Below are 19,076 nucleotides of genomic sequence, written 5' to 3' on the forward strand. Positions count from 1 at the left end.
GCTATGCCGTCGGCGTGACGGGGATCCCCTCCGAGGGCTGCACGATCACAAACCCGTTGCCGTAGAACGACACCTGAAGCGCCTCGCCTGAACCGCGGCCGATCAGTGCGCCGGCCTTGAAGCTCGTCTTCAGCTGTGTCTGCAGATTGGCCGACCACGCCACCACCGCGTTCGTGTCGGCAAAGGTCGGGGCTTCCCCGGCATTGAGCACGACGGGGGCGCCGTCGGTCGTCAGCGCCACCCATCCGGTGCCGCGCAGCGTCGTGTTGAACAGGCCCCCGGCGACCATGCTGCCGCCCTTCACCCGCTCGACGTTCCAGTCCAGGCTCGACGAGAACGCCAGCACGTTCTTGCCGCTGATCGACAGTCCGGAGTTGTTGAGGTTGAGCAGGTGGACGTCGAAGGCCCGCTCGGCGAGAAACACATCGCCCTGACCGGAGCAGCGCATCAGCGGCAAGCCTTCGCCCGTGAGCGCCTTCTTGATGAACTTCGATGCGCCACTGCCCTCATAGGCGAAGTCGACGTTGCCCTGGTAGGCGACCATCGCACCCTGCCGCGCCATGAACGGCTCGCCGAGGCGGACCCGCAGCAGCTTGGCGTTCTGGTTGGCGATCGCCTTGGCTTCCTTCTCGCTGAAGCGCCCGTCGACGAGATCGCCACTGATGCCGGAGAAGCCGTCCGCGCCGCCCAGGGGAGCGGCCTGCGCCTGGGCCTGTGCCTGCGCCTGCGGCGGTCCCGAGTAGGGCTGCGCCTGCGGGGACGGCGCGGCGCCGAGCGGCGAGCGCTGCACCTGTCCCTGGTGGGACACCTGATCGGTCCACTGCGCTCCGTCGTGCCACCGGTAGTCGAAGCGCCCCTCGGGGTCGGGCTGCCAACTGCCTTGTCCAGGTCCTGTCATCGCCGCCTCCTTTAGCGAAATGGTCGGCTTCACCCTATGCGCCGCTGGGCCGTCGGTCAGCTGGCATTCTGGGGATATGGCCAAGGAAATCGACCGGCAGCGCGCTCAGGGTGCGCTTGCGGTCATCAAGGCGCACCCCGGGATGGTGCTGTTCGCGCTGTCGCCCGTGATCCTGGGGATCGGGCTCGTCTGGTGGTTGGTGGGCCCGGGTTGGGCCATGGTGCTGCTGGTCGCGGCAGTGATCGGGGGCGGCGCGGCGGTGGTTCTCAAGCGCGGCTGATCCGACGATTCTGCCGGCGGCGAACGTCGCCCTCTCGGTTCTGTAACGATGTAATCATGTAAGCATGCGACACCATCCCCACAGCCGACGGTCGAGCCGCTCCGGCGGCTGGCAGCAAGCCGACCAGCCCGATGCCACCGACGCCCCCGACTGGTTCGGCGGGCGCCTTCCCGACACCTGGTTCGCCGGTGACCCCGAGGTCATCGTCGACCGCGAAGAGATCACCGTGATCGGCCGCCTGCCGGATCCCGAGAACCCGGAAAGCGAGGCGCGGGCTTCGGGCCGGGCCGCCCGTTTCCGCGAGCAGACCCGCAACGAGCGCATGCAGATCGCCGACGAAGCGGAGGCCAAGTACGGCCGCAAAGTGGCCTGGGGAGTCCAGGTCGGCGGAGACGGAGACGCGACCGAGCGAATCCTGTTCACCCACCTGGCGGTTCCGGTCATGACGCGGTTGCGGCAGCCTGAGCGCCAGGTGCTCGACACCCTCGTCGACGCCGGCGTGGCGCGGTCACGTTCCGATGCGCTGGTCTGGTCGGTGCGTCTGGTCGGTGAGCATGCCGACGAGTGGCTCGGCAAGCTGCGTGACGCGATGCGCGAGGTCGACGATCTGCGCGCGGAAGGTCCGCAGCTCTAAACCCGCGTCACCCCGACGTACGTCGAGTTCAGCGCCGCCGTCTGCGACAACGGATCGACCGGTCCGCCGTCGACCAGCAGGTTGCGGTTCACACCGAACGACTCCGGCGCCGCACCGCTGCGCGGATCGAAAACCCTTGAGCCCCATCCGTGGTCGACGACGATGACACCCGGACGGGGCTGCTCGGAAATGGACGCGGTCAGTTCGATCGCGCCAATGGGCGAGTGGATCCTGACGCGGTCGCCGTCACCGATTCCCAGCCGTCCCGCGTCGTCGGGATGGATGACGACCTCGCTGCCCTTGCCGGAAGGATGCAGGCCGGGCAGGTCGTTGAGCCACGAGTTCATCGAATGCCGGTGCCGACGGTTCGCCAGCTGGAATGGATAGTCAACCGGCGGCGCAGATTTCGGGGCGGCGAGCAATTCGCGGGCGCGGGCGACGAATTCGGGCGGGGCGACGTGCACCTTCTTGTCGGGGGTGCGCAATGCCTGCCGGAAATGCCCGAACTCGCGCGGGCCCAGCACCCAGCCATGTGGGTGCGCCATCACGTCGCGCCAGGAGATCCTGCGGCCGTTGAACTTTCGGCCCGTCGCGACGACGAGCCGGTTGATCCAGTGCGGGGTGAACTCCAGACCCGGCCTGCCGGTCAGCCGCGCCAACCGCCGCGTCGTCGTGATGAAAGCGTTGAGCCCCTTGGCGCGGAACATCGGCTTGCGCATGGCAAGGCAGAGATCGGTGAAGATCCGCCACTCCTGGCGTGCCTCCGGCGGCGGCTCCACGGCCTTGGTGCCGTAGTGCAGATAGGGCTCGTCGTGCATGTTGCTGGTGAACGCCAGCAGATCGTCGCGCTCCAGCCAGTGCACCGCGGGCAGCAGCCAGTGCGCGTGCCGGTGACTTTCACGTTGGACGAAGTCGATGGCCACCAGCAGATCCAGCTGCGCCAGTGCAGCATCGAGGCGGGCGCCGTCAGGGCCCGAGACCACGGGGTTTCCGCAATTGATCACCATCGCCCGGATCTGGCCCACGCCCGGTGTCATGATCTCGTCGGGCAGTTCCGACAACGCGTGCGCGCCGGCGACCATGCGGCGGCCTGAGAGCCGATTGTGGTGCGGGGTGGCCTTGACCATGCCCGACATCCGGATCGCGTCGACGTAACCCGGCTCGTAGCGGCGACCGCCGGGCCGGTCCATCCGTCCTGTGATGACGTTCAGCACGTGGCCGAGCCACTCGGCGACGGTTCCCGTCAGATGCATCGAGACGCCGGTGCGGGTGACCACCATGGCGGCCGGGGCGGAGGCGAAATCCCTTGCCACCTCTTCGATCCGGGACCGATCGAGATCGCAGCGGCCAGCAAGGTCGTCGAGGTCGGCATCGGCGACCAGCCGGCGCAGGTCCTCGACGCCGTTGGCCAGGTCGCTGCAGTCCTGCTTGTGCTCAAGGCCTTCGTCGAGAATCACCTTCACCATCGCCAGCAGCAGCGCCCAGTCCTGCGCCGGCCGCACCGCCAGATGCACGTCGGCCTTCGCTGCCGACTCGGTACGCAACGGGTCGACCACGACGATCGTCGCGCCCTGCGCCTGCCGCGCCAGCGCGCGTCGCCAGCCGCCCGGCACGGTCTCCAGCCAGTTCCAGGCGCTCACAGCGGGATTCGTGCCGACGAGCAGAAAGTAGTCGCAGTTGTCGATATCGGATACCGGCGCCATCAGTATCGAGCCGTACATGGCCTGGGCGACAACATGCATCGCGTTCTGGTCGATCGACCCGACCGCGTACCGGCTGTGCGTACCGATGGCGTCCAGCCAGCCGTTCATGAAGATGATGTTCGACGACGAGAAGCCCGCCGGATTCCCGTAGTACAGGCCGACCGCATCGGGGCAGTCGGCGTCGATGATCGCGTTCATTCGAGCCGCGATGTCGGCGATCGCCTCGTCCCACGTCGCCTCGACATAGGTGTCACCGACCCGCCGCATCGGTGCGACGATGCGGCGCGGGTGCTCGACGAGCCTGCCCGCGGTGCGCCCTTTGGCACAGAAGTCGTGCCAGCTGTGCGGGTTCTGCTTGTCGGCCGAGATCTTGACGACGCGATTGTCCTCGACGGTCACCTCGACACCGCACGACGCCAGGCAGTACCGGCAGAACGTGTGCACCGTGCTGGTCATGCCCGTCATGGTGCCCTGCCGTCCGCGCGCTCGTCTCCCGAATGCAATTGAGCAGGGTGGTTACCGGTTGACCATCGTCCAGTACTCACCGTGCCGGGCCATCAGCTCGCCGTGGGTGCCCCGCTCGACGATCTTGCCGCCCTCCATCACGAGGATCGTGTCGGCATCGCGGATCGTCGAAAGCCGGTGCGCGATGATAAAACTCGTCCGATCACGGCGCAGAGTGCGCATCGCGTGCTGGATGAGCACCTCGGTCCTGGTGTCCACCGAGCTGGTGGCCTCGTCCAGGATGAGCAGTTGAGGACGGGCCAGCACGGCGCGCGCGATCGTGATGAGCTGCTTCTCGCCGGCACTGATGTTGCTGCCACCGTCGTTGATTCGGGTGTCGTAGCCATCGGGCAGCGTCTGCACGAAGCGGTCCACGTAGGCGGCGGTGGCCGCCTCGATGACCTCGTCGTGGGTGGCGTCGGGCCGCCCGTAGGCGATGTTCTCGTAGACCGTTCCCGCGAACAGCCAGGTGTCCTGGAGCACCATGCCGACCCGCGATCGCAGCGAGCTGCGGCTCACCGACGAGATGTCGACCCCGTCGACCAGGATCCGCCCCGAATCGACGTCGTAGAACCGCATCAGCAGGTTCACCAGCGTCGTCTTGCCGGCCCCGGTGGGGCCGACGATGGCAACCGTGGTGCCGGGTTCGGCGATCAGGGAGAGCTCCTCGATCACCGGTGTGCCCGGGGTGTAGCTGAACCAGACCCGGTCGAACTCCACCCGGCCCCGTCGCCGGTCGCCACCCACGGGCGGTGCCGCCTGGAGGTCGGCGGCGGCGTCGGGCGGTTCCTCCTCGGCGTCGAGCAGGTCGAAGACGCGCTCGGCGCTGGCGATCCCGGATTGCATCGTGTTGTACATGCCCGCGATCTGGGTGAGGGGCTGGTTGAACTGGCGGACGTACTGGATGAACGCCTGGATGCCGCCGAGGGTGATCTGCCCGGTCGCGACCTGGACGCCGCCCAGGACGGCGACCGCCACATAGCTGAGATTGCCGATGAAAATCGTTGCGGGGGAGACGAGTCCCGACAGGAACTGCGCCCCGAAGCTGGCGTGGAAGACGTCGTTGTTGAGCTCTCTGAACTCGTCTTCGGCGCGGGCGCGGTGACCGAACGTCTTGACGACGGTGAATCCGCTGTAGGTCTCTTCGATGTGCGCGTTGAGCCTGCCGGTGTTCGTCCACTGCGCGACGAACAGGTTGCGGGACCGCTTCGCGATCGAGCGCGTCACCCACAGCGACAGCGGAACGGTCACGACCGTGAGCAACGTCAGCAGCGGCGAGATCGTCAGCATCATCACCAGCACCGCCACCACGGTCAGGATCGACGTGAGCAGCTGCGTGACCGCCATCGACAGCGACTGCTGCAGGTTGTCGACGTCGTTGGTGACGCGGCTGAGCACCTCGCCGCGTTGCCGGGAATCGAAGTACCGCAGCGGCAGCCGGTGGACCTTGTCCTCGACGTCGGCGCGCAGCGACACCATCGTGCGCTGGACAACGACGTTGAGCAGCCGCGCCTGAAGCCAGACCATCAGCGCCGCAACCAGATAAAGCCCGAGTGCCAGCGCCAGCGTGCGAGCGACGGCGCCGAAGTCGACACCCTGTCCCGGCACGACGTTCATGCCCGACAGCAGGTCGGCGAACGTGGTGTCCCCTCGGGACCGGGCCGCCTCGACAGCCTGTTCCTTCGTCAGCCCGGCGGGCAGCTGCCGACCGATCACGCCGTTGAACAGCAGATCGGTCGCGTGGCCGAGGATCCGCGGACCCACGACACCGATCGCGATGCCGCCCACTCCGAGTAGCATCACCGCGATCGTCATTCCCCGTTGCGGTGTCAGGCGTTTGAGTAGCCGGATCGCCGAGCCTTTGAAGTCGCGGGACCGAACCTGCGGCGGTTCGGCCATCCGCATTCCGCGTCCCAGTGGTCCGGTCATCGTTCGCCGGCCGTCACCGATTGCGAGTCCGCGAACTCGCGGTACGTGTCGCACGCTCGCAAAAGCTCGTCGTGGGTCCCCGAGCCGACGACGCGGCCGTCGTCGACGACGACGATCAGGTCGGCGGCGGACACCGTCGAGATCCGTTGCGAGACAATCACCACGGTCGCCTCACCGGAGGCTTCGCGTAGGCGCTCGCGCACCCGGGCGTCGGTGTGGACGTCGAGCGCGGAGAACGCGTCGTCGAACAGGTAGATCACCGGCCGCCGGATTGCGGCGCGGGCGATCGCCAGGCGCTGACGCTGGCCGCCGGAGAGGTTCATGCCACCTTGGGCCACCCGCATCGCGAGGCCTTCGGGGTGGCCCGAGACGAAGTCGTCGGCGCACGCGACCCGCAGCGCCTCCCACATCTCATCCTCGGTCGCGTCGGCTTTCCCGTACCGCAGGTTCTCCTCGACGGTGCCGGCGAACAGATACCCGCGCTGCGGAACGAGTCCGACGGCCCCCCACAGCCTCTCGATGTCGAGATCGCGCACGTCGACGCCATCCACGCTCACCGAGCCGCCCGTCACGTCGTAGAGGCGGCAGATCAGCGACACCAGGGTCGACTTACCCGATCCGGTCGAGCCCACGATCGCCGTCGTCGACCCGGGTTGCGCGGTGAACGAAACATCCTGCAGCACCGGCCGGTCCGCGCCGGCATAGCGAAACGTTGCACTGTCGAAGCGGATTTCACCGGCGACGGTGTCCGGTGACGTCGCCGTCGGTGACGTCGTGATCGCCGGTTCGGTGGTGAGGACCTCGGTGATCCGTTCGGCGCACACCGTCGCGCGGGGGATGATCACCAGGATGAACGTCGCCATCAGCACCGCGACCAGGATCTGCATGAAGTAGGACAGGAACGCGATCAGCGACCCGACCTGCATCTGCCCGGCGTCGATCCGCATCCCGCCGAACCAGATCAACGCCACGCTCGACACGTTGATCACCAGTGTCGTCACAGGAAGCATCAGCGCCTGCCACCGGCCTGCTTCCAGTGCGCTGCCCGCCAAAGCCGTGTTCGCCTCGGCGAAACGGTTGCGCTCGAACGGTTCCCGTGCGAACGCCCGCACCACCCGCAGCCCGGTGAGCTGCTCCCGCATGACGCGGTTGATGCCGTCGATCTGGCCCTGCACGCGCCGGAAGATCGGTAGCAGACGCGTGACGATCCAATAGTTGGTCAGCGCCAGCACCGGCACGCTGACCACCAGCAACCAGGACAGTCCCGCGTCCTCGTGAATGGCCATGAAGATGCCGCCCACACACATGATCGGGGCGGTGATGAGCATCGTGGCAGTGAGCTGGACCAGAAGCTGGATCTGCTGCACATCGTTGGTGGTGCGGGTCAGCAGCGACGGCGCGCCGAACTTTGCTGTCTCCTCTGCGGAAAAGCCGGTGACATGGTGAAAGAGCGCCGAGCGCATGTCGCGGCCGACGCTCATGCTGGCCCGCGATCCGAAATACACGGCGCCGATGGCGCACACCACCTGCAGCGCGGTCACGCCGAGCATCACCCCGCCGAGTTCGACGATGCGCCGCAGATCGCCCTGTGCGACACCGTCGTCGATGATCGCGGCGTTGACCGTCGGCAGGTACAGCGTCGCCAGCGTGCTCACCACCTGAAGTGCCGCGACGATCGCCAGCAGTGAGCGGTACGGCCGCGTGTACCGCCGGAGCAGGCCCCAGAGCATCCCGCTACTGTCGCATACCCGGCAGACGGCGCGGCTGATTGGCTGGCGCACCTGAGAATTGCATAAATGGGCTGGTCAATCGGCATGTCGGTGGTTGACGGTGTGGGCTGCCGCTACAGTGCATGGCGTGACCCAGAGCTACCGCAGACATCGTCGGCCGGTGAAGGCGCTGGCCGTTGCTGCGGCGGCCCTGCTTCCGGTGCTGGCGGCGTGTTCCGACTCCGAACCGCAAGGCCCGGCTGTGCCGTCATCCGAGGCGCCGGAGCAGAACATTTCGCACGGCCCGTTCTTCCCCGAGTGCGGCGGTATCAGCGACGAGACGATCTCGCAGCTGACCGAGCAGCCCGGGTTGGTCAACACCGCGAAGACGTCCGTCGGGTGCCAGTGGCTGTCCGGCGGATCCATCCTCGGCCCGCATTTCTCGTTCTCGTGGTTCCGAGGAAGCCCGATCGGGCGCGAACGCAAGACCATGGAGTTGTCGCGCACCAGCGTCGAGGACGTCAACATCGAGGGCCACGACGGGTTCATCGGCATCAACGAGGACCCGGATCCCAAGATCGGCGTCAACCTGTGCGAGGTCGGTATCGGGTTCGGTGACGACTTCATCGAATGGTCCATCAGCTTCTCGCAGCCGCCGTACCCGGACGCGTGTGAAGTGGCCAAGGAACTCACCCGCCAGTCGATTGTGAACTCCAAATGACCTCTCGCGTACTCAAGGGCGCGATCGCCGCGATGGCGGGCCTGGTCGTGCTGACCGGCTGCACGCAAACCGTCGAAGGCACCGCGGCCAAGTCGGGCTCCGGGGACGTACCCCGCAACGACAACTCCGAGCGCAAGTACCCGAACCTGCTGAAGGAGTGCGAAGTTCTCACCGAGGACATCCTCGCCGAGACGGTCGGTGCGGATCCGCTCGACATCCAGAGCACCTTCGTCGGCGCGATCTGCCGCTGGCAGGCCGCCAACCCGGCGGGCCTGGTGGACATCACCCGGTTCTGGTTCGAGACGGGCAGCCTCGACAACGAGCGCAAGGTCGCCGATGAGCTGCAGTATCAGGTCGAGAATCGATCGGTGGCGGGTATCGAGTCGATCGTCATGAAGCCCAACGATCCCAACGGAGCGTGCGGGGTGGCCAGCGACGCGGCAGGCGTGGTCGGCTGGTGGGTCAACCCGCAGACGCCAGGGATGGACGCCTGCGGAATGGCGATCAAGCTGATGGAGCTGACGCTCGCTACCCGCGCCTAGCTTTCAGCGCGCGGTATGGAAGTCCACGAGTTCGGTGCCCCGTAACGCCCACTGATCCCACGGCGCGGTCGAGCGCAGCACCGCGATCGACGACGTCGGGTACTTCCCCGAAATCTGCTGGGCGGCAGCGCCGTTGCTGGATTCTTCGTCGGCGAGACCCAGCGCCAGCGACGACATCACCGGTTCGTGGCCGACGACGAGCAGGGTGGACACCTCGCCGTCGAACCGCGACTGCACGCCGTTGATCTCTTCGATGACGATGCCGGGCGTCGCGTCGTAGATCCGGTCGACGAACTGTACCGGCGCGGTGATTCCGGTGCGTTCCAATGTCTGTCGCGTGCGGGTGGCCGTGGAGCACAACACCGCATCCACGGTTGCGATGTTCTCCCTGATCCAGTCGCCGGCCAGTGTGCCCTCCCTGACACCTCGCGACGCCAGCGGGCGGTCGTGATCGGACACGCCGTCCGGATAGTCGGATTTGGCGTGACGCAGCAGCAGCAGTGTGCGGTATCGGTCGCTCATCCCATTAACCGTAGGGCATGCCGGTGCACGTCCACGGACTTGTCGGAGGGCGGACCTACAGTAGCTGTGCCCTCAAGGAAACCGACTGGGAAGGACGGGTTGACATGCGATTCCTGCACACGGCTGACTGGCAGCTCGGAATGACCCGTCATTACCTCAACGGGGATGCGCAGCCGAGGTATTCGGCCGCGCGCCGGGGTGCGGTGGTTGCACTCGGCACGCTGGCCGCCGATACCGGCGCCGAGTTCGTCGTCGTCGCCGGGGACGTGTTCGAACACAATCAACTCGCCCCGCGTGAGGTCAGCACCGCGCTGGAGGCCATGCGCGCCATCACGGTGCCGGTGTACCTGCTGCCGGGCAACCACGACCCGCTCGATGCGTCGTCGGTCTACACGAGCGCGCTGTTCACCTCCGAGCGGCCCGACAACGTGATCGTGCTCGATCGTCCCGGTGTGCACGACGTCCGGCCGGGCCTGCAACTGGTCGCCGCGCCGTGGTACTCGAAAGCCCCGACCACCGACCTCGTCGCCGACGTCGTCGATGCGCTGCCGGCCGACGGGACCACCCGGATCCTCGTCGGGCACGGCGCCGTCGACATCCTCGTCCCGGACAAGGACCGCCCGTCGCTGATCGGGCTCGGAGCAGTCGAGGGGGCCATCAGGCGTGGCGCCGTGCACTATGTCGCATTGGGGGACAAGCACTCTCGGATGAGCGTCGGATCGACCGGCCGCATCTGGTACTCGGGCTCGCCCGAGGTCACCAACTACGACGACATCGAACCCGATCCGGGGCATGTGCTCGCCGTCGACATCGACGAATCCGACGACGCCCGGCCTGTCCGTGTCGATGCGCACCGCGTCGGTGCGTGGCGGTTCATGTCGCTGAGGCACACGGTGGACAACACGCGCGATGTCGCCGACCTCGACATCAACCTCGACCAGATGACGGACAAGGAACGTACCGTCATCCGGCTCGGCCTCACGGGTTCGTTGACGGTCACCGACCGCGCGGCGCTGGATGCCTGCCTGGATCGCTATGCGCGGTTGTTCGCGGCGCTGGTGCCCTGGGACAAAGAAACCGACATCGCGGTGATGCCCGCCGACGGTGAGTTCGACGACCTGGGCATCGGCGGGTTCGCCGCGGCCGCCGTCGACGAGCTCGTCGCCACGGCGCGTGTCGCCGGTGACGAGGGCGACGACGCACGCGCCGCGCTGGCGTTGCTGCTGCGACTCGCGGAAGGAGGCGCGGCATGAAGCTGCATCGGTTGGTGCTGACGAACTACCGCGGAATCTCCCACCGCGACATCGAGTTTCCCGACCGCGGGGTGGTTGTCGTCAGCGGCGCCAACGAGGTCGGCAAGTCGTCGATGCTCGAAGCGCTCGACCTGCTCCTCGAGTCCAAGGACCGGTCGTCGAAGAAAGAGGTCAAACAGGTCAAGCCCACCCACGCCGACGTGGGTGCCGAGGTGACAGCCGAGATCTCCGCCGGCCCTTACCATTTCGTCTATCGTAAGCGGTTCCACAAGAGGCCCGAGACCGAGTTGACGGTGCTGGCTCCCAAGCGCATGCAGCTCACCGGAGACGAGGCGCACGAACGGGTGCGGGCGATGCTCGCCGAGACCGTCGACCTGGATCTGTGGCAGGCGCAGCGGGTGATGCAGTCGGCGCCGACGACGGCAGCGGATCTGTCGGGTTGTGACGCGTTGTCGCGTGCGCTCGACGTGGCGGCGGGCGCCGTCGACGACGACCCGGCGCCGGGTGGCGCGGTGGATGCCTTGCTCATCGACAAGATCGACGCGGAGTATCGGCGCTACTTCACGGCGACCGGGCGGGCCACCGGGGAGTGGGCCGCCGCCACGGCACGTCTGCGCGCCGCCGACGAAGAGGTGGCGCGCTGCGCGGCGGCGGTCGCTGAGGTCGACGAGGCGGTGCGGCGGCACGCCGCGCTGACGGTCGAACTTGCCGGCCTTGCCGAAGAGAGCGATTGTGCTGCAACACGACTCGCCGAGACGGACAAAGCGGCCAAAGCCGTCGCCGCGCTGCGGGTGGAACTCGATCAGGCCATCGTGCGCGGGAATGCCGCCACCGCCACCCAGGTTGCGTCGCGCACGGCGCTCACCGACCGGCGCCGCGCCCGCGCGGAGATCGAGGAGCGCACTGCGACCATCGCCCGGCTGCAGCGTGAATCGGACGACGCCGTCGAAGCTTTCGACACCGCGGTCGAGATGAAGACGGCGGCCGACGCAACGGCCGCACAGGCCAGGGCAACACTGGCCGCCGGGCGGGAGCGGGTCGACGCGGCGCGCGCCGAGGTTCAGCGGCTGCGCGATCGTGAGGATGCCGACCGGCTGACCGGTTGGCTCGCCAGGGTCGAACGCAACGAGCGCGAGCTGGCCATCGTGCAGCACGAGCTCAACGGAATCACGTTGACGCCGGCACTGATGACGGCCATCGAGGAGGCCACTGTCGTCGTCGACCGCGCAGCCGTCGCCGTCGAGCAGGCCTCGGCTCATATCGAGTTGCTGGCCGCAGCCGACGTCGAGGTCATGGTCGGTGGCGAGACGGTGACGCTGCGAGCAGGGGACACCTGGTCTGGCGGAGTCACCGCGGCCACCGGTGTCGACGTACCCGGGGTGTTGTCGATGCGGGTCACCCCCGGAGCGTCGACCACCGCGACTCAGGCCAAGCTCGACACCGCAACGGCTGTCCTGGCCGAGGCGCTGAAGCAGGCCGGTGTCGGCGACGTGGAGGCCGCGAGGGCGCTGGATCGACGTCGGCATGAGCTGCGCGCATCCCGCCAACGTGTGCGTGCCGTTCTCGATGAGCTGACCGCCGACGATTCCTTCGACGATGTGCGTGCACAGCTGGCCGCTATCGAAGCGCGGCTGCCGGCCGCACAAGGCCTCTTCGAAACAGATGCCGACGGGGCGCTGGACCCCGCTGCGCAGCGGCTCGAACTTGTCGAAGCCACCGCCGCGCATCAGGAAGCCAAGCGGGACTGCGACATTCACACCAAGGTCGCCGACGAAGCCGGCAAGCTACTGGCCCAGCGCGAACTGCATGCCGCCCGCGTGATGGAGAAGTTGGCTGCCGCGCAGCTCGAACTCGCGGCCGCCGCGCAGCGTCTGGACGACCAGCGCGCCACGGTCACCGACGACGCCCTCGCAGTCAAGGCCGAAGCCGATGACGAGGCGGCGGTGGCGGCACAGAACGTCGTCGCCCGGCTCGACGCCCAACTCGCGGAGCACCTGCCCGACGAGGTCGAGACAGCGCTCGCCCAGGCGTCCCGTGATGCGGCAGCTGTCGCGGCACGGCACGACGCCGTCGCCGACTCGCTGCGCGACGTGGCGGCGCAGCTCACGGTGTTCGGCACCCAGGGCCGCAAAGGCAACCTCGACGCCGCCGAGACCGAGCGCGAGCGTGCCGAGGCCGACTACGTGCGGGTCCAGCGGCGGGCCCGCGCCGCGGAATTGCTCCGGTCGGTCATGGGCAGGCATCGCGACGCGATGCGGCAGCGCTACGTCGACCCGTTCCGCAGTGAGGTGGAACGCCTGGGGCGCATCGTGTTCGGCGAGAGTTTCGAGGTCGATGTCGACAGCGCGCTGTGCATCGGCACCCGCACCCTGTCCGGCCGCACCGTGCCGTACGACTCGCTGTCCGGTGGAGCCAAGGAGCAGCTGGGCATCGTCGCGCGGCTGGCCGGGGCGGTGCTGGTCGCCAAGGAGGACAGTGTTCCGGTGGTCATCGACGACGCGCTGGGCTTCACCGATGCGGAGCGGTTGACGAAGATGGCCGAGGTGTTCGACGCCGTCGCAGGCGACGGTCAGGTGATCATCCTGACGTGCAGCCCGCAGCGCTACGCGGACGTGCGCAGCGCTGCACACATCGAGCTGATCGCCGGCTGACGGCTGCGGGCCCGCCTGCACCGCGAGCGCGCGTGTCTGTACAGCAACACGCCGCCGCGGCCCGTGCGAAACGTCGCGCTCGCGGCCGCCGAGTGCGCTCAGCTCACCGACTGCAGCCGTGCCGGAGCGTCGAAAGCGGGTTGTTTCAGACCGAGATGGTCCCGCAACGTGGATCCGGTGTACTCGGTGCGGAACAGGCCGCGCCGCTGCAGTTCCGGCACCACCGCGTCGACGAAATCGTTGAAGGTGCCGGGTGTCTGGGCCGCAGACACGATGAAGCCGTCGGCCTCGCCCGCGACGAACGACTCCTCGATCTGATCGGCGACCTGCTCCGCGGTTCCGACGAACTGCGGCAGCAGCACACCTTGGGCGTACCACTTGCCGATGTCGCGCAGCGTGAGGTTGTCGCGGTTGGCGACCCGGCGCGCGGTGTCGAATAGCCCCTGCGTACCGGATACCGTCACATCCTCGACCGGGGCGTCCAGGTCGTACTGCGAGAAGTCGTGATCCGTGTGGACCGACAGCGTGATCAGCCCGGAGATGGGGTCGGCAAGCTCGTTGTGGAATGCCTGCTTCTCCCGTGCGATCGACTCTGTCTCGCCGATGAACGGAATGAACGCAGGGAAGATCAACACCTGATCGGGATCTCGCCCGAGGTCGGACGCCCGCGACTTCACGTCGTCGTAGTAGGCGCGGCGGCCCTCTGGCGTCGGATCGATCTCGAAGATCGCCTCCGCCCACCGCGCCGCGAAATCCTTGCCCGTCGCCGACGCCCCCGCTTGGATCAGCACCGGCCGACCCTGCGGAGAATGCGGCACGTTCAGCGGCCCTCGGGTGCGGAAGTACTCGCCGTCATGCTCGACGCGGTGAATTCGGTTGGGATCGGCGAAGATACCCTCGGTCTTGTCCAGAACCAGAGCATCGGGATCCCAGCTCGACCACAGCTCCAGCGTCGTGCGCACGAACTCGTCGGCCCGCTGGTAGCGGAACTCGTGGTCGAGGTGCTCGGTGTGACCGAAGTTCTGCGCCTCGCCCTGCGACAGCGACGTCACGATGTTCCACGCGACCCGGCCCTGGGTGATGTGGTCCAGGCTGGCGAAGATGCGGGCCAGCTCGTAGGGGTGGAAGTACGTGGCGGACTTGGTGATCGCGACGCCCAGCTTGGATGTGACCGCCCCGATGCTGGCCGCGACGATCGACGGATCGAGCGTCGCGGTGGCCTGCGTCCCGCGGCGCAGCGGCTCGGTGATGTCGTCACCGAACCGGCCCGGTGCGGCGAGCAGGTCGGCGAAGAAGACGAAGTCGAACTTGCCCCGCTCCAGAATGCGTCCGATGCGGTGGTAGTAGTCCGGCGTCGTGAAGCGGGTGTCGCTGGCCGGGTGGCGCCACGCGGCGTGCGAGTGGGTGACCTGCGACGCGATCTGGAATCCGCCGAGGTGAAGCTGTCGAGCCATGGTCGGGTGTCTCCGTTCAGGGTGGTTGGGCTCAGAAGTACGCGTTCGCGGGGATTTCGGTGCCGTGCAACAGGTTCTGGCCGATCACCCGGGCCTTGTAGGCCACCGGGTTGTGCAACGTGATGGTGCGGATGTTGCGCCAGTGCCGGTCGAGGTTCAGCTTGCGGCTCGCCGCGCTCGCCCCGCCCAACTCCAGCAGCCTCGTCGCGGCCTGCGGTGCGACGTCGTCGAGATGAACCTTTGCCTTGGCGACCTTCAGCTGCGCCTCGGCGGCCAGGTCGGCGTCCGGCACACCACGGTGTTCCGACGCCGTCGCCTCGCCGATCGCGCCGGCAGCGTCGAGGACCACCGCCCTGGCGACGTACGCGGTGCTCGCCAGCTCGCCGAGCTGTCGCTGCAGCAGCGGGTCGTCGGTCGGGCGTTCGGCCAGCGCATGGCTGAAGCTGCGATCCCGGGATCGCAGGAGCGCGACCCCGTCGTCGACCACCGACTCCAGGATCCCGGCGACCACCGCGTGGATGTAGAGCTGCAGCGCGGCGTACTGCACCGTCGGCACCGGCTCGGCGTCGTAGGAGGTGTCGCTGAGCACCTCGTCCTGTGAGACCGCCACATCGGTGAACGTCGTGGTCCCCGTGCCCGTCCTGCGCTGGCCGAAGCCGTCCCAGTCGTCGACGATGCGCACACCCTCCCGGTTCACAGGAACGACGACATTCGCCACGGAGTCGTGGTCGGTCGTCGCGGTGACCGTCAGGTAGTCGGAGAACAGGGTGCCGGTGCTGTAGTACTTCTCGCCGTCGAGCCGGTACTCGCCGGGGCCTGTCGGCAGCAGGCGCGTGTTGAACACCAGGCTGCCGACCGCATGGGAACCCTTCTCGCTGAACGCGTTGCCGAACAGGCTTCCTGCGGCGATTTTCCGTAGCCATTCCTGTGAATTCCGGGTGTCCGCGGTGCGCAGGCGCTCCTCGGCGAACCAGAAATGGGTCCGGAAGATGTGCGCCACAATGGGATCCGCCCGCGCGACATCGATGACGGCCGAGAACAGCTGCGCGACGGTGAGCCCGGGCCCGCCGAAGCCGGCAGGCAGCCGCAGCGTGCCGAAGCCGGCACGTTTGAGGGCGATCACCTGGTCAAAAGGATTCTGGTCGTTGAGGTCTCGGTCCTTGGCGCCGGCGCTGATCTGGCTGAGCAGGTCGGCGAATTCGGGGGAGCCCGGCAGGAGCGGCGTGACGTGGTCCACTGAGGTCATGGCTCGGTTGTACTGACCGGCGGTGGCCGGACGCACTGCTTTGGATCACCCCGAACCGAACCGACGACGCACGGGGTGCCCGGCACCGCCGCCGCGGGGCACAATGAGCGTGATGACGATGAATGCCAGACGCCGGCGGGCTCACGACAAGCTCGCGGCGCTGCCGGGTGTGCGACCGGTCCGCAGGCCGATCCGCCCGGGCGGGAACGAGCGATTCGACGTCTTCTACGTGCGCACGGGCCGGAAATCAGCCCGCCCGCTGGTCGTCATCCCCGGTGGCCCCGGGGCGGCCTCGATCGCGCTCTACCGGGCGTTCCGGCGGCGCGCCGCGGTCTCCGGCCTCGACCTCATCATGATCGAACACCGCGGCGTCGGGCTGTCTCGTCATGACGACAGGGGCGCCGACCTGCCCCCGGAGGCGTTGACCGTCGATGCCGCGGTGGACGACGTCGCCGCGGTCCTCGATGACGCCCAGGTCGACCGTGCCATCGTCTACGGCACGTCGTACGGCTCCTACCTGGCCGCGGGCATGGGTGTGCGCCACCCGGGGCGAGTGCACGCGATGGTCCTCGATTCGCCGCTGCTGTCGGCCGACGACATCGACGACGTGCGGGCCGAGACCCGCCGCGTGCTCTGGGAAGGTGCGCCGGGAAGTGCGGACCTCGCGTCGCGGGTGCGCAAGCTCGCCGCCGACGGCGTGCTGTCGTCGAAGGACGTCCAGCTGATCGGCGACATGTACGGCGCGGCGGGCCCGGAGGTCCTGCGCCGTCAGCTGGACCTGCTCCTGGCCGGCCGCGATCTGCTGTGGGCGGCCGTCGGCCTCGGCACCCGCAAACTCCTTGAGCGCAAAACCCCGTATCACCACGAGCCGGACCTGGTGGAGCGCATCGCCTACCGCGAGCTGAACTACGGCGCCGTGCCGGACGGCGGTCCACTCGACCCTGCGGTGGCCTTCCGTGAAATGGCCATGGGTGACGTGGAATTCGTCGCCGAGCCCTACGACCTGCCGGCGGCGATGCCGGGCTTCACGTGGCCGACCGCGGTGCTGTCCGGGGGTCGCGACCTGACGACGCCGCCAGAGATCGCACGCCGCGTCGCCGGATTGATCCCGGATTCGGTGCTCGTCGACCTGCCGACCGCCGGGCACAGCATTCTCGACACCCGCGAGCAGGCGGCGCTGGAGATCTGCAAAGCGGTCAGCAACGGGAAGATCCACGAACTCCCTTCGCGCAGCGCGGAACTCGACGCGATGCCGGCGAATCTCACGGTCAGGCTGCTGGTGCGGGCCATCGCCGTGGCCGCCCGCGCGGAATCGGCGGTGCCTGGCGTTGTGCCGAAGGCCGTGCGCGAGATCGCTACTTCATGAAGCCGATCGCCGAATAGTTGAGGTCGCCGATTCCGGTCGGTCCGTAATTCGCGAGATTGCTTCGCACAGCGGCATTACCGGATGACTGCACCAGCGGCAGGCTGTGACCCTCGGCCCAGATCAGCTTGTCCAGTTCGTTGGCCAGTTCGCGGGCCTTGGAGGGGTCGAGCTCTGAGAGCGTCTCCTCGATCTTGGCGTCGATCTCGGGACTGCCGATCTTGCCGAAGTTGCTCTCTCCGTTCGCCGCGTAGATCTGGGTCAGGCTGGACAACGGGAAAGCATCTCCGCCCCAGGCGAATTGGGCGATATCGAAGTTGCCGGGAATGACGTACTCGGTGAACAGGGAACCGCCCGCGACGGGGGTCAGCTCGACGTTGACGCCGATCTGCGCCAGCTGATTCTGTGTGATCTGGCCGGTTGCGCGGGTGCTCTGCCCGTCGTAGAAGATGTCGCGGAGGGTCAGCTGTTTCCCATCCTTCTCGCGGAACTGACCGTTCATCGTCCAGCCCAGCGCATCGAGTTCGCTCTTGGCGGCCTCGGGGTCGAAGCCGATGCTGTTGTCCTGGTACCCTTCCTGGCCGGCCAGGTAGATGTGGTTGTTCAACGCCGCCGGGTTGTCTGTGAGCCCGCGCTGCGTGACCGCGGCGATCGCCTGCCGGTCAATGCCTTTCGCAATCGCCTGGCGCAGGCCGGGATCCGACAGCAGCGCGCCCTCGGCGCCGTTGAACGTCATGTGGCTCCAGCTGGGCGCCGGTGCGCGCCGGATCGAGACGCCTTGCGCGCGGCGGGCTCGCTCGAGATCGTCCAGCGTCAACAGATTGGCCACGTCGAGCGCGTTGTTCTCCAGTGCGGGAATCACGGCGGCGTCGTCGAGCACGCTGTAGGTGATGGAATCCAGCACCGCCGGCGTACCCCACCATTTGGGGTTGCGGGTCAACACGATTCGCTGTGCGCCGCGATCCACGGTCGTGATGATGAACGGGCCCGCCGACGGCCCCGGACCGTTGAGGAAGCCCTTGTTGAACACCTCGGGATCCGACGTCATCGACTTCGGAAACAGCATGGCGTTGCCGGCGAACATGCCGCGCCAGTCGGCGAAATGACTGGCGAACGTGATGACAGCCTGCCGGTCGTCGACGCCCTTGGTGACGGAGGCGACGCGCTCGCTGCCGTTGGGGGACGCGAACAGGAACCGCTTGTCCTTGCCGCTGGTCGCGTTGATCTGGGACGCCATGTCCTCCCACGTGATCGGAGTGCCGTCCGACCATGTCGCCTTCGGGTTGATCGTGTACGTGACGACCTGCGGGTCGGTGCTGGTGAGCTCGACGTCGGTGAAGTAGTCGGTGTTGACCGTCATCTCGCCGTCAGGCTTGATGAAGAACGCGCGCGGCATAGTTGCCCGCATCGGTCTGCCGAATTCGTTGTTCCCATCGATGTGCAGATAGTTGAAGTTGGTGGGGAAGAGCGGCAGCGCGAGCCGAAAGTTACCGCCCTGCTGCAAGGTGGCCGGGTCCTGCGGGTTGATGTCGGCGGACGCGCCGATCTCGGCATTGCCACCCGCTGAAGGAACGTTGGTGTCCCCGCTGGAGCATCCGGAGAGGACCATCACCGCTGCCAGTCCGGCAGCGAACAGGCGTGACACGGGCGCTCGGTATCTCATGCGG

Annotated in this window: 15 protein-coding genes; 7 read left to right on the plus strand and 8 right to left on the minus strand. The window is 67.6% G+C overall.

What is annotated here, in order from left to right:
- Position 1: 1 nt before the first annotated feature.
- The gene (locus P9A17_RS16840) at positions 2-898 is read right to left on the minus strand and encodes an AIM24 family protein (RefSeq protein WP_278039759.1); all 897 of its coding nucleotides are present in this window, start codon (positions 896-898) and stop codon (positions 2-4) included.
- A gap of 76 nt (positions 899-974) precedes the next feature.
- On the opposite strand from P9A17_RS16840, the gene P9A17_RS16845 reads away from it, so the two are divergent.
- Positions 975-1,178 (plus strand): hypothetical protein, encoded by a 204-nt coding sequence (locus P9A17_RS16845; protein ID WP_278039760.1) that lies wholly within the window; start codon positions 975-977, stop codon positions 1,176-1,178.
- A 64-nt stretch (positions 1,179-1,242) separates the two neighbouring features.
- On the plus strand, positions 1,243-1,812 hold the full coding sequence (locus P9A17_RS16850) for a hypothetical protein (protein ID WP_278039761.1): 570 nt from the start codon (positions 1,243-1,245) through the stop codon (positions 1,810-1,812).
- On the opposite strand, the gene P9A17_RS16855 is transcribed toward P9A17_RS16850, so the two are convergent.
- Genes P9A17_RS16855 through P9A17_RS16865 form a run of 3 tightly spaced genes read right to left on the minus strand, consistent with a single transcriptional unit; the run spans position 1,809 to position 7,678 of the window.
- Positions 1,809-3,971: a molybdopterin-dependent oxidoreductase gene (locus P9A17_RS16855; RefSeq protein WP_278039762.1), complete on the minus strand. Its 2,163-nt coding sequence runs from the start codon at positions 3,969-3,971 to the stop codon at positions 1,809-1,811. The genes P9A17_RS16850 and P9A17_RS16855 overlap by 4 nt on opposite strands.
- A 60-nt stretch (positions 3,972-4,031) precedes the next feature.
- On the minus strand, positions 4,032-5,948 hold the full coding sequence (locus tag P9A17_RS16860; RefSeq protein WP_278039763.1) for an ABC transporter ATP-binding protein: 1,917 nt from the start codon (positions 5,946-5,948) through the stop codon (positions 4,032-4,034).
- Positions 5,945-7,678 (minus strand): ABC transporter ATP-binding protein, encoded by a 1,734-nt coding sequence (locus P9A17_RS16865; RefSeq protein ID WP_278039764.1) that lies wholly within the window; start codon positions 7,676-7,678, stop codon positions 5,945-5,947. Before P9A17_RS16865 ends, P9A17_RS16860 begins: the two co-directional genes overlap by 4 nt.
- A 118-nt stretch (positions 7,679-7,796) precedes the next feature.
- On the opposite strand from P9A17_RS16865, the gene P9A17_RS16870 reads away from it, so the two are divergent.
- Positions 7,797-8,378, plus strand: coding sequence for a DUF3558 domain-containing protein (locus P9A17_RS16870; protein WP_278039765.1), 582 nt, complete (start codon positions 7,797-7,799; stop codon positions 8,376-8,378).
- On the plus strand, positions 8,375-8,920 hold the full coding sequence (locus P9A17_RS16875; protein WP_278039766.1) for a DUF3558 domain-containing protein: 546 nt from the start codon (positions 8,375-8,377) through the stop codon (positions 8,918-8,920). The genes P9A17_RS16870 and P9A17_RS16875 overlap by 4 nt, the downstream gene beginning before the upstream one ends.
- Before the next feature lie 3 nt (positions 8,921-8,923).
- Here the strand turns inward: P9A17_RS16875 and P9A17_RS16880 are convergent, their stop codons facing one another.
- Positions 8,924-9,442 carry a histidine phosphatase family protein gene (locus P9A17_RS16880; protein ID WP_278039767.1) on the minus strand — a complete coding sequence of 173 codons (519 nt, stop codon included), beginning with the start codon at positions 9,440-9,442 and terminating at the stop codon, positions 8,924-8,926.
- 104 nt (positions 9,443-9,546) lie between these two features.
- Here P9A17_RS16880 and P9A17_RS16885 point away from each other — a divergent pair, with 104 nt between their 5' ends.
- Complete coding sequence (locus P9A17_RS16885) at positions 9,547-10,695, plus strand: exonuclease SbcCD subunit D (RefSeq protein ID WP_278039768.1); 1,149 nt, start codon at positions 9,547-9,549, stop codon at positions 10,693-10,695.
- Positions 10,692-13,346: an AAA family ATPase gene (locus tag P9A17_RS16890; protein ID WP_278039769.1), complete on the plus strand. Its 2,655-nt coding sequence runs from the start codon at positions 10,692-10,694 to the stop codon at positions 13,344-13,346. Before P9A17_RS16885 ends, P9A17_RS16890 begins: the two co-directional genes overlap by 4 nt.
- A gap of 98 nt (positions 13,347-13,444) precedes the next feature.
- On the opposite strand, the gene P9A17_RS16895 is transcribed toward P9A17_RS16890, so the two are convergent.
- A complete protein-coding gene (locus P9A17_RS16895; protein WP_278039770.1) occupies positions 13,445-14,800 on the minus strand; it encodes an LLM class flavin-dependent oxidoreductase in 1,356 nt (451 codons plus the stop codon).
- A gap of 31 nt (positions 14,801-14,831) precedes the next feature.
- Positions 14,832-16,046 (minus strand): acyl-CoA dehydrogenase family protein, encoded by a 1,215-nt coding sequence (locus tag P9A17_RS16900; protein WP_278039771.1) that lies wholly within the window; start codon positions 16,044-16,046, stop codon positions 14,832-14,834.
- Between the two features lie 112 nt (positions 16,047-16,158).
- Between P9A17_RS16900 and P9A17_RS16905 the strand changes: the two genes are divergently transcribed.
- The gene (locus P9A17_RS16905) at positions 16,159-17,412 is read left to right on the plus strand and encodes an alpha/beta fold hydrolase (protein ID WP_278039772.1); all 1,254 of its coding nucleotides are present in this window, start codon (positions 16,159-16,161) and stop codon (positions 17,410-17,412) included.
- On the opposite strand, the gene P9A17_RS16910 is transcribed toward P9A17_RS16905, so the two are convergent.
- Positions 17,402-19,072, minus strand: a complete 1,671-nt coding sequence (locus P9A17_RS16910; protein WP_278039773.1) for an ABC transporter family substrate-binding protein — start codon at positions 19,070-19,072, stop codon at positions 17,402-17,404. The two genes, P9A17_RS16905 and P9A17_RS16910, sit on opposite strands and share 11 nt — an antisense overlap.
- Between the last annotated feature and the right edge of the window lie 4 nt (positions 19,073-19,076).

The sequence above is a fragment of the Mycobacterium sp. 236(2023) genome (assembly GCF_029623955.1).
Classification (GTDB): domain Bacteria; phylum Actinomycetota; class Actinomycetes; order Mycobacteriales; family Mycobacteriaceae; genus Mycobacterium.

Coding starts and splice junctions, on each gene's coding strand:
- P9A17_RS16910 (WP_278039773.1), bottom strand. CDS start 19,072: ATGAGATACCGAGCGCCCGTGTCACGCCTGTTCGCTGCCGGACTGGCA.
- P9A17_RS16900 (WP_278039771.1), bottom strand. CDS start 16,046: ATGACCTCAGTGGACCACGTCACGCCGCTCCTGCCGGGCTCCCCCGAA.
- P9A17_RS16850 (WP_278039761.1), top strand. CDS start 1,243: ATGCGACACCATCCCCACAGCCGACGGTCGAGCCGCTCCGGCGGCTGG.
- P9A17_RS16875 (WP_278039766.1), top strand. CDS start 8,375: ATGACCTCTCGCGTACTCAAGGGCGCGATCGCCGCGATGGCGGGCCTG.
- P9A17_RS16880 (WP_278039767.1), bottom strand. CDS start 9,442: ATGAGCGACCGATACCGCACACTGCTGCTGCTGCGTCACGCCAAATCC.
- P9A17_RS16860 (WP_278039763.1), bottom strand. CDS start 5,948: ATGACCGGACCACTGGGACGCGGAATGCGGATGGCCGAACCGCCGCAG.
- P9A17_RS16865 (WP_278039764.1), bottom strand. CDS start 7,678: ATGCTCTGGGGCCTGCTCCGGCGGTACACGCGGCCGTACCGCTCACTG.
- P9A17_RS16855 (WP_278039762.1), bottom strand. CDS start 3,971: ATGACCAGCACGGTGCACACGTTCTGCCGGTACTGCCTGGCGTCGTGC.
- P9A17_RS16845 (WP_278039760.1), top strand. CDS start 975: ATGGCCAAGGAAATCGACCGGCAGCGCGCTCAGGGTGCGCTTGCGGTC.
- P9A17_RS16905 (WP_278039772.1), top strand. CDS start 16,159: ATGACGATGAATGCCAGACGCCGGCGGGCTCACGACAAGCTCGCGGCG.
- P9A17_RS16895 (WP_278039770.1), bottom strand. CDS start 14,800: ATGGCTCGACAGCTTCACCTCGGCGGATTCCAGATCGCGTCGCAGGTC.
- P9A17_RS16840 (WP_278039759.1), bottom strand. CDS start 898: ATGACAGGACCTGGACAAGGCAGTTGGCAGCCCGACCCCGAGGGGCGC.
- P9A17_RS16890 (WP_278039769.1), top strand. CDS start 10,692: ATGAAGCTGCATCGGTTGGTGCTGACGAACTACCGCGGAATCTCCCAC.
- P9A17_RS16885 (WP_278039768.1), top strand. CDS start 9,547: ATGCGATTCCTGCACACGGCTGACTGGCAGCTCGGAATGACCCGTCAT.